At 69.8% G+C, this 9,067-nt stretch carries 11 protein-coding genes, 1 tRNA gene and 1 pseudogene; 8 read left to right on the forward strand and 5 right to left on the reverse strand.

The window, feature by feature from the left end; genetic code table 11:
- The first annotated feature begins 231 nt into the window (after positions 1–231).
- The 4 genes and pseudogenes from AB0L21_RS12355 to AB0L21_RS12370 form a co-directional block, all read left to right on the forward strand.
- The gene (locus AB0L21_RS12355; protein ID WP_365707400.1) at positions 232–558 is read left to right on the forward strand and encodes a PadR family transcriptional regulator; all 327 of its coding nucleotides are present in this window, start codon (positions 232–234) and stop codon (positions 556–558) included.
- On the forward strand, positions 555–911 hold the full coding sequence (locus tag AB0L21_RS12360; protein WP_365707402.1) for a DUF1048 domain-containing protein: 357 nt from the start codon (positions 555–557) through the stop codon (positions 909–911). The genes AB0L21_RS12355 and AB0L21_RS12360 overlap by 4 nt, the downstream gene beginning before the upstream one ends.
- A 1-nt stretch (position 912) precedes the next feature.
- Positions 913–1,239 (forward strand): DUF1048 domain-containing protein, encoded by a 327-nt coding sequence (locus AB0L21_RS12365; RefSeq protein WP_365783748.1) that lies wholly within the window; start codon positions 913–915, stop codon positions 1,237–1,239.
- Positions 1,240–1,349: 110 nt separating this feature from the next.
- Positions 1,350–1,603: pseudogene (locus AB0L21_RS12370) on the forward strand (hypothetical protein); the annotation flags it as partial.
- On the opposite strand, the gene AB0L21_RS12375 reads toward AB0L21_RS12370, so the two are convergent.
- Together AB0L21_RS12375 and AB0L21_RS12380 are read right to left on the reverse strand one after the other, a co-directional pair.
- Entirely contained in the window at positions 1,590–3,230 is a 1,641-nt protein-coding gene (locus AB0L21_RS12375; protein ID WP_365783750.1) for an alkaline phosphatase D family protein, read from the reverse strand. The pseudogene AB0L21_RS12370 and the gene AB0L21_RS12375 sit on opposite strands and share 14 nt — an antisense overlap.
- A gap of 358 nt (positions 3,231–3,588) precedes the next feature.
- Positions 3,589–3,825, reverse strand: coding sequence for a hypothetical protein (locus tag AB0L21_RS12380; RefSeq protein ID WP_365783752.1), 237 nt, complete (start codon positions 3,823–3,825; stop codon positions 3,589–3,591).
- A 319-nt stretch (positions 3,826–4,144) separates the two neighbouring features.
- Between AB0L21_RS12380 and AB0L21_RS12385 the strand changes: the two genes are divergently transcribed.
- Positions 4,145–4,546: a hypothetical protein gene (locus AB0L21_RS12385; protein ID WP_365783754.1), complete on the forward strand. Its 402-nt coding sequence runs from the start codon at positions 4,145–4,147 to the stop codon at positions 4,544–4,546.
- A gap of 10 nt (positions 4,547–4,556) precedes the next feature.
- On the opposite strand, the gene AB0L21_RS12390 is transcribed toward AB0L21_RS12385, so the two are convergent.
- Positions 4,557–5,285 (reverse strand): alpha/beta hydrolase, encoded by a 729-nt coding sequence (locus tag AB0L21_RS12390; RefSeq protein WP_365783756.1) that lies wholly within the window; start codon positions 5,283–5,285, stop codon positions 4,557–4,559.
- A 412-nt stretch (positions 5,286–5,697) separates the two neighbouring features.
- Positions 5,698–5,771, reverse strand: a tRNA-Met gene (locus AB0L21_RS12395).
- A 409-nt stretch (positions 5,772–6,180) separates the two neighbouring features.
- Here AB0L21_RS12395 and AB0L21_RS12400 point away from each other — a divergent pair.
- The 3 genes from AB0L21_RS12400 (at position 6,181) to AB0L21_RS12410 (ending at position 8,444) form a co-directional block, all read left to right on the forward strand.
- Complete coding sequence (locus AB0L21_RS12400) at positions 6,181–6,489, forward strand: Tn3 family transposase (protein ID WP_365783758.1); 309 nt, start codon at positions 6,181–6,183, stop codon at positions 6,487–6,489.
- 158 nt (positions 6,490–6,647) lie between these two features.
- Positions 6,648–7,385 (forward strand): dienelactone hydrolase family protein, encoded by a 738-nt coding sequence (locus tag AB0L21_RS12405; protein WP_365783760.1) that lies wholly within the window; start codon positions 6,648–6,650, stop codon positions 7,383–7,385.
- A gap of 303 nt (positions 7,386–7,688) precedes the next feature.
- On the forward strand, positions 7,689–8,444 hold the full coding sequence (locus AB0L21_RS12410) for a hypothetical protein (protein ID WP_365783762.1): 756 nt from the start codon (positions 7,689–7,691) through the stop codon (positions 8,442–8,444).
- Positions 8,445–8,602: 158 nt separating this feature from the next.
- On the opposite strand, the gene AB0L21_RS12415 is transcribed toward AB0L21_RS12410, so the two are convergent.
- The gene (locus AB0L21_RS12415) at positions 8,603–8,947 is read right to left on the reverse strand and encodes a MerR family transcriptional regulator (protein ID WP_365707419.1); all 345 of its coding nucleotides are present in this window, start codon (positions 8,945–8,947) and stop codon (positions 8,603–8,605) included.
- Positions 8,948–9,067 lie beyond the last annotated feature (120 nt).

The following is a 9,067-nucleotide window of genomic DNA, read 5'->3' on the forward strand; positions in this document are numbered from 1 at the left end:
TCCGGCGAACGGTCCCTTCGGTCTGGCGTCTGTCTTGCCCCCTCCGGTAGGCAGCCGGTGAGGCTGAGCGCGGCAAGGGCGGTGCGGCGCATACGAGTTCCCGGTGTCGCAGATCGGCCCCAGGCCCGCGCCCACGGAGATGCTGTGCTGCCGCCCCTGTCCACTACTCGGTGATACGGTATAGCAGTACTCGGTACCACCAGGTACCGGTACGACTGAGGAGCATCCGCGATGGACGACCTGACGGAGATGCTGAAGGGCACGCTCGAAGGGTGCGTGCTCGAAATCATCGGGAGCGAGGAAACCTACGGGTACGCCATCACCCGTCAGCTGAACGAGCTCGGCTTCACCGACGTCATCGAGGGGACGGTGTACACGATCTTGCTGCGACTGGAGAGGAACGGACTCGTCCAGGTGACCAAACGACCATCCGAGGTCGGTCCGCCGCGCAAGTTCTACGCGCTCAATGACGCCGGACGCGAAGAACTCGCGAAGTTCTGGGCGAAATGGCAGTACGTCTCATCACGCATCGACAGGCTCAAGGAGGGCGGGCGATGAACTTCTGGGAGACCGTCACAGGCAGCGACATCACCAGGGATTGGGAGGCCTTCGAAGCCCGGGCCGAGGCCCTGCCGGACGACTACCGGGCGGCGTGGGGACAGATCAAGGGCCACCTCTTCCCCCATGCGGACTTCACCGGCCGCAGTCTGACGCCGATCCTCGACGCCGCCCTGGGGCTGCTCGAAGAAGCAGCGGCGGACGGGCAGAGCGTCCACGAGGTGCTCGGCGACGACATCCGGGGCTTTTGCACGGCGTTGGTCGGTGGAGAAGGGGCTCGAACCTATCGCGACCGGTGGCGCGAGCAGTTGAACAGGAACGTCGCAAGGAAATTGAGCCGGCTGGGAGACTGACATGAGCATCCAGGACATCATCGAGGGCAAGAAACAGTGGCGGGCGCACGTGGCTCGGGTCAAGGCACTCCCGCCGGACTACCAGATCGTCTACAAGGAGATGCAGAGGTACCTGTTCAAGGTCGGACCGATCAACCTGCCTGACGGGCCCCTGCTCCCCGGGATCGTCGACTTCTTCGAGGAGGGCGCCGCCGCGGGCAGGGGAGTCTTGGAACTCATCGGCACCGACGTCGCCGCGTTCTGCGACGACCTGGTCAAGGACTCTCCCACCTATGCGGACGTCTACCAGGAATCCGTAAGCGGGGAACCCGGCACGGCCGAGAAGTGACACTCGCGGAAACCCACGGCTGATCCACACCAGTCACCAGGTCATCATGACGGCACCAATTGGTTGCCGCATCAGTCATGGTCCGCCCCGGTGAGAGGGCTCGTGGCAGCGAGCCGGCCCGACTGGTGGGCGCTTCGCCGGTGCGGGCGGGTGACGAGGAGCGCCGCTGGTGCCGCTGGAGGGCACGCTCGCCGTCATACGGACGCGCGACGCGATCCGTGCCCGCGTCGGCGTCCGCTACCCGGGTGAGGGGGCCGCAACGGAGTCCGCCCCGGCCGAGGGTCATGTGCTGGGCGCTCCTGCTTCACCGGGGCTCAGGCCGGCGTATGGGCCCGCTGCCGCACCGGGGTTCAGGCCGGCTTGAGTCCTGGGGCGCCGGCTTCCGTGACGAAGGAGGCCGCGGTCGTGACGGGTGCGCCCGGCCTGGTGACGTACGGGACGGTCTTGAAGTCGGCGCGGGCCGTGTCCTGTCCGAGCGTCACGGTCACGTAGCCGCGCCGTCCGTTGTAGAACTTCATGTGCGGGTTGGCCGCCAGGTAGGTGGCCCAGTTGCTGGGCCGGTCCGTCCCGTCGCGCCCGCTGGTGATCGACGTGGTGACGATCTCCGTGCCCACGGTCCGGGAACCGGGGTCGCCGAAGTCGCGCTTGATGTCGAACGCGTAGTGCACGTGCACGTCGCCGGTGAGGACCATGAGGTTCTCCACACCGGCGGCCTCGGCCCCCGCCAGGATCCGTTCGCGGGAGGCCGGGTAGCCGTCCCAGGAGTCCATGGAGACCTTGGACGGCGTAGCGGTGGTGTTGTACCGCTGGGAGAAGGTGACCTGCTGCGGTACGACGTTCCACAGCGCCCGCGAGGCGCGCCAGCCGTCGATCAGCCACCGCTCCTGCGTGGCGCCGGTGAGCGTGCGCGCCGGGTCCTCGGACTCGGGGCCGGGATACTGCCAGCCGTCGCCGTAGGCCTGGTCCGAGCGGTACTGGCGGGTGTCCAGGACGTCGAACTGGGCGAGCCGGCCCCAGTGCAGGCGGCGGTAGAGACGCATGTCGGAGCCGGTGGGCAGCTGGGGCCGGCGCAGCGGCTGGTTCTCCCAGTAGGCGCGGTAGGCGGAGGCGCGGCGCAGCAGGAACTCCTCGGAGGAGCCGTCGTCCTCCGGGGTGTCGTCGGCGTAGTTGTTCTCCGTCTCGTGGTCGTCCCAGGTGACGACGAAGGGGTGCGCGGCGTGCGCGGCCATCAGGTCCGGGTCCGACTTGAACAGGGCGTAGCGCAGCCGGTAGTCCTCCAGCGTCACCGTCTCGCGGTTGTAGTGGGCCGGGAGGGTGCGGTCGGTGTAGTTTCGGTCGTTGCCGGTGGCGTTGACGGCGTACTCGTACAGGTAGTCGCCCAGGTGGAAGACGACGTCCACGTCGTCCTCGGCGAGGTGGCGGTAGGCGGTGTAGTAGCCGTCGGCGTAGGCCTGGCAGGAGACGGCGCCCAGGGTGAGCGCGGCGGGGCGGGTGCCGGGCAGCGGGGCGGTGCGGGTGCGGCCGGTGGGGCTCAGCCAGGCGCCGGCCCGGAAGCGGTAGAAGAAGACGCGGTCCGCCGGCAGGTGGGGCACCTCGACGTGGACGGTGTGGCTGAACTCGGGGTGGGCGGGGGCGGTGCCGCGCCTGACGATCCGGCGGAAGTTCGCGTCGTGGGCCAGTTCCCAGTGCACGGTGACGCGCTGCGCGGGCAGTCCGCCGTCGGGCTGGTACGGCTGCGGGGCCAGCCGGGTCCACAGCAGGACCGAGTCGGGCAGCGGGTCGCCGGAGGCCACGCCCAGCGTGAAGGGGTCGTCGGTGATTCGCCGGGCGTCGAACTCGGCGGCGGCGGCCGTGCCGGCGGCGGGCAGGTTCACGGCGAACGCGAGCGCGGCGGCGGCGCCGGTGAGGGTGAGGAAGCGGCGCCGGCCGAGGTGCCTGGCGGCGGCGCGCAGTTCGGGGGCGTGCTGGGACGGGCGTGCTGCGGGTGTCATCCGGTCTCTCCCCTGTCGCGGTGGATGCAGGGGGCAGTTGACAGGGCTGTGGCTACCGCGACGGGGCAGGAGCCTGGCAGGCTCATGACGTTCATATGGCGGAAGGTTGTGTTCCGGCACCGAGCGAACCGCCCGCCCTCCCGTGTCGCCGTCGTCACCGGCGCCGGCTCCGGCAGGTCGGTGTCCGATGCCGTCCGCCCGCCCTGCTCCTCCCGCGCCGTCCGGTTGCCCCCGCGGTGCCCGGCCCGGTCCGACGTCGGAGAGGGAGATTGCAGGCTCGGGACACGACGGCGCGGCCGTGCCGATCCGTCAGTGACACGTGTGCCGGAACGGCCGGTCCCCCCTCGCTGACGCCGTATCAGCGAGCCAACAGGACCGCGGCGGCCAGCATGACGAGCACGGAGGCGCCACAGAATGCGAGGTGTGAGCGCGGATACTCGTACCGCTCGCGCGTCACTCCCTTGTTGATCTCATGCGCCCACACCGCGAACAGCTTGCGAGTCGGGTACATGCCGATCGTCAGCCCGATGAGCGCGAACGAGCACAGGACGAGCATGTCTGCCAGAGCGAAGCCGCGCCAGGATCCGAGTGCCACCGCTCCAGTGCCGCACACCACCCAGATGAAGGGATAAACCGTCCAGAATCTCTGGACAGGTATCCATTTCGCCATGGCGGAGCAGTGGACCACAAGGGCAGTGACAGCCAACAGCCACGGCCAATCCGTGGTAACCGACGTGAACACGACTTCCCCCTCAGTCACTTGAACCCACAAAGATTAGCAGCGAGGTGAGAGGAAGCCCGTTGGGCGGAGCGGCCGAGGAGGTCGAGGGCCTCTTGGGGGCCCGGGTCGCGGCGGGAGGCGGCCCGGGCCGCGAACCGTGAGCTGGTCCGGTCCTTGAACCATCGGCTCTGACTTGACCGCGCAACTGGAACGGTGGTGCACAGGCGCCTGCGCGTCCAGCGGCCACGACTCCGAGCCCTCATCCGGCCTGCCCGAAGAGGAACATCACGGGTGCGCTTGGTTCGCAGACGGCCGGCTGCCGGCCGCCAACCTCGGCCGGCCCGCGCTGGTGGCCGAGTCGGCTGCCTGCCCGGCGATCCGCAAGGTACGGGTCGAGTGCCTCACGGCGTGGGCCCAGCTGATGGAATCGCCGGTGGCCGAGCGCCGCCCCGACCGGCCGGTACCGTCGGTGGCCGCTACCGCCGCGATCGGGGCGGTTGTGCGTCTGCCGGCCGCCGCCATCGAGGAGGGCCGGGACCCGTCCTCGATGAGCGGCATCCTGGCCGACAGCGCCTACCGTCTGCCGCCGGCCTGACGGCCCGGCCTCACTTCAGGTGCCGGGCGAAGAACCGGGCTGCGTCCTCCACCTCGAACCACGGGGTACCGCTGTGCCCGCCCAGATTGGCGTGCAGCGTCTTCTCCTTGGTGCCGAAGGTGTCGAACAGGTCCAGGACCGGCTGCCGTTCCATCCCTTCGTCGTCCCACTGCATGAGGAACTGCAGCGGAATGGTGACCTGCCGGGCCTCCTCGCGCAGGGTGCCGGGCACGAAAGTCTGGCCGAAGAAGGCGGCGGCCGAAATGCGCGGCTCGACCACCGCCAGCCGAATGCCGATGGGGATCATCCCGTCGTACCCGACCGGGCCGCCGATCCCGGGCAGCGCAAGGAGGGCGTCCAGGGTGGTCCGCCATTCCGGGACCGCCTTGTCGACCAGCGGGAAGACGAAGGCATCGACGATCTCGTCGACCGGCTCGCCGGCCTGCATCGCCCGGCGGAGGTCGGCGCGGAACTGCTCGTCGGTGGCGGAACGGGGCCGGTCACCGCAGCCGGGGGCGTCGATGGCGGCCACCGCGAAGCCGTACTTGGCCGCGTAATACCGGGCGCGGGCCACCAACCGGGGGAGTCGCTTGTGCAAGCCACCGGGGTGGCCGATCAGGATCAGCGGGGCCGGGGCGGGTGCGGAGCCAGGCGTCCACAGGATGCCGGGGATCTCGCCGAGGGTGAACTCGCGTTCGAGGACGCCGTCGTCGAGGCGCTGTTCGGAAGTGAACCGCATGGTCGTGCCTTTCGGGAGTGCTCTTGAACGGCGCTCCCGGACGACCTATCGCCCGACCGTGACCCCGGAGGGGAGCACCCATGTCGATACTGTGTCCACGGGTCCCACCTCCTCGTTCTCTCGCACGGCCTCCGGAAAAGTAGCAGGGGACGCCGTGGTCCGCCATCGGGTTTTTCGGTGGCTCCGTGGCCGGATGCCATGGAGCCGCTCGTTCGTCGGGATTCGGCGAAACGCTGTCGGGCGGTCCGTGGGTCTGGCTGAGGTCCGGCCGTGCCGGTGGTGTTCGTGAGCCGAGACCGCCGTATGTCCCTCGGAGCAGGAGCACGCGGGTTCGCCATCCGGTGGCCGGATGCCGGACTGACTGTTTCGGACGCGAGAAGGGGCCCGGCTGGTGCCGGACCCCTTCTTCTCGTAGCGGGGACAGGATGTGAACCCGCGACCTCTGGGTTATGAGCCCAGCGAGCTATCGAGCTACTCCACCCCGCGTCGGTGGTGCCACGCTGCACACTGGCCGTGCGGGGAAGGGATGGTCCTTCACAGTCAGAGTTCGGAGGTGGGTCATGTCGTCCTCGCCCGACCGAGCGCGTCTGGCCAGGCTCATGGCGGCTATGTACCGGTTCTCCATGACACCGCCGAGTACACCGCAGCGTGTTGTCCTAAGCGTTCAGGCACCGTCCTGACGTGGCCTCACCGGCCCACATGAGCCTCGTACAGCGCGGAAGGCCGGTGGCGGAACGGCGAAGCAACCGGAGGGAACCAGCCCCGGAGGCTTGTCCCATGCTCCGCTCGACTCCGCAACGAGCCCCGCTCATGAAGCGATCGCGCGGCGAGCTGGTTCACCTGCCGGCCTGTGCGCATCCGGACCTGGAGAGACCGCGAGACCACCCGAAGCGCTGTGGGTCCCAGCCCCGCCCTCGGCTTTCCGGCCTTCCGCCAAGTCGGCCGCATGATCCGCACCGTGGAGCTGCTGCGCTACCTCTCCGACGCGCCGCGGCGCCGGCGTGTGACGGCGGCGACCAACAAGATGGAGTCGTTCAACCGGTTCTCCCAGTGGATCGGCTTCGGCAACCGCGGCGTCATCGCCGACAACAGCACCCACGAACTCGGTATCCAGCCCGTGGCGTACGACCCGAAACTCGACGTCGGCTTCGCACAGAATTCTGCCGCGAGGGTCAGCGCCCAATACCGTGGCCTGGGCAGGTGATCCGACAGTGCCGCCGTGGGAACGGGGGTTGTGACGGTTCTTGTGAGCCCTCGCCGTATTTCAGAGGGACACCCGCATTTCAGAGGGACACCCGCGCTGTTCTGCCAGCGGCAGAACACCGGCCGGACCGGGTTTGACGATCACTACAGTCCAGTCTCGTGACGACGATTACGACGCGTACGGTCGAGTACCCGGCCGACGGTTTGACGATGATCGGGCACCTCGCGCTCCCGGCCGGTGTCGACCGCCGGCCCGCGGTGCTGCTCGGACCAGAGGGCATGGGGCTCAGCGACGTCGAGCGCCGCCGGGCCGATGCTCTCGCCGAGCTGGGATATGTAGCGTTGGCCTTCGACCTTCACGGCGGGCGCTATTTGGGTGACCCCGAGGAGATGCTGGCCCGTTGCATGCCACTGCTCGCTGATCCCGACCGGATGCGGGGCATCGGCCATGCGGCCCTCGACGTGTTGCGCGCCGAACCGCGGACCGACCCCGACCGGATCGCCGCCATCGGTTACGGCACCGGGGGCGCCATCGGGCTGGAACTCGGGCGTGATGGCGTCAGCCTGCGCGCGATCGGGACAGTCAACGCACTGACCACGGGCCGACCGGGCGAGGCGGCGCGCATCCGCTGCCCGGTGTGGGCCGGGGTCGGGTCGGAAGACCCGATCATGCCGCCCGCGCAACGGAACGCGTTCACCGCGGAGATGCAGGCCGCGGGCGTCGACTGGCGCCTCGCGGTCTACGGCGGCGCCTTGCACGCCTTCCACCACCCGCCGGTCGACCACCCCACAGTCCCCGGCGTCGGCTACCACCCACGGCACGCGCAGCGCGCCTGGCGCGACGTCGTCGACCTGCTCGCCGAGTGCTTGCCCGTGACGGAGGATCTGGGGGCATGACCCAGGTAAGCATGCTGGCGCCGGGCCTGGTCGGCGTCGGACACTGACCGTCCTCTCCCCTCAAGTCCGCACAGCAGAACCGCATTCGGGCGGGATGCCCGATCGCGGAGACGCGTTCGCAACGGCCGCAGTAAATGCCGGATTTACTGCGGCAGAGCCCCTACCGTGATCATCACGATCTGCGGGGGGCAATCCGGCCGCCGGGGCGAGATGTACGCGTTTACTGCGGCAGCGCCGGAAGGGTGGAGCGGGCATGACGATCGAACCAGTGACCCCGAACTCGGGAACGGGAGCGCACTCCGCTTGCCGCACGCCCGGGCCGTGCCGCTGTCCGCCCCGCCCTCGTCGTACATCGCAGCGGTCGAGCGCTACCTCACCGGTGCGGGACTCGCGAAGTCCTCCGTGCGGATCTACCGGATCTCGCTCACGACGTGGGGCTGGATGCTCGCCGGCGAACCCCCGCCGACCGGACCAGCCCGCCGCGGCGCGAAGCCGCCCGTCTTCCCTCTCGCCGCGATCGACGACCCGGCGCTGCCGAAGGTGCTGGCCGAACTGGCGGCGGCGCGGGCGGACGAGATGGACGCCGACACCGTCAACCGCGAACTGTCGATCGCACGCAAGGCGATCGGCTGGTGGCAGCGCCAGGGCTGGATCGACGGCGACCCGACCATCGGCATTGAGCGGTGGCCGGCGCCGCCCGACCGCACCAAGGCCCTGGCCGAGAACGAGGTGCTGAGCCTGGACCTGGAGGACCTGTATCCGCAGGACAAGCGGGGCAGGATCACCGCCAAGGGCGGGGCGACGGAGTGGATTCACTGGCAGTCCGGCACCGCCCAGCTCCTGCCCCGACTGATCGCCCGCCGCACCCGCGGCCCGCTGTTCCTCACCGGCCGCAAGGCGGTCGCAGGCAACGGGAGCCGATCCGCGCCCTCGGTCTCCGCTTGTGGGTGGGCCGGGGTTCCACCCTTCCCAGGCGTTCGGGTTCCCGCGGCCCGGCAGGCCCCCTGCGGAAACCGGAAGGGGGTGTGCCGTGGGAGTGGCCCAGCACGCTGCGATTGATCATGTGAACGGCGGAGGACCCCGGCAGGCGTTCCCGGGGTCCTCGGTGTCGTGCGGTGTGTACCGGCTGCGGCCCCAGCTCGAGCCCGCGGCGTGGAGCCCTCACGGCGGCCCGGTCCGCTTGCCGACAGCGTTCAGCTCGGGCCCGACGCCCCTTTTCAGGCTGAGGTTTTCGACTGCGGCTGACCACCGTGGGCGCGCAGTTGCTCGTTGATGCGCTGCGCTTCTTCGAGCTGGTCCTCGAGGATGACGATGCGGCAGGCGGCTTCGATGGGGGTGCCCTGGTCGACGAGTTCGCGTGCGCGGGCGGCGATGCGCAGCTGATAGCGGGAGTAGCGGCGGTGGCCGCCTTCGGAGCGCAGGGGGGTGATCAGGCGGTGTTCGCCGAGAGCGCGGAGGAAGGCTGGGGTGGTGCCGAGCATCTCGGCGGCCCGGCCCATGGTGTAGGCGGGGTAGTCGTCATCGTCGAGGTTGTCGACGGGGCGGGTACTGCGAGGGGGCATAGACCTCTTCTTCCGGGGGATGCGTCGGGGGGCGCCGGGGGCGCGAGGCACCCCGGGCCCCCGGGTTTAAAACCAGCAGACCGCCGCCGGCGCCGGCGGGGGGTTTGGGCCGGGTGGGGC

Origin of the sequence: Streptomyces sp. NPDC052721, assembly GCF_040678315.1 — a bacterium.
Classification (GTDB): domain Bacteria; phylum Actinomycetota; class Actinomycetes; order Streptomycetales; family Streptomycetaceae; genus Streptomyces.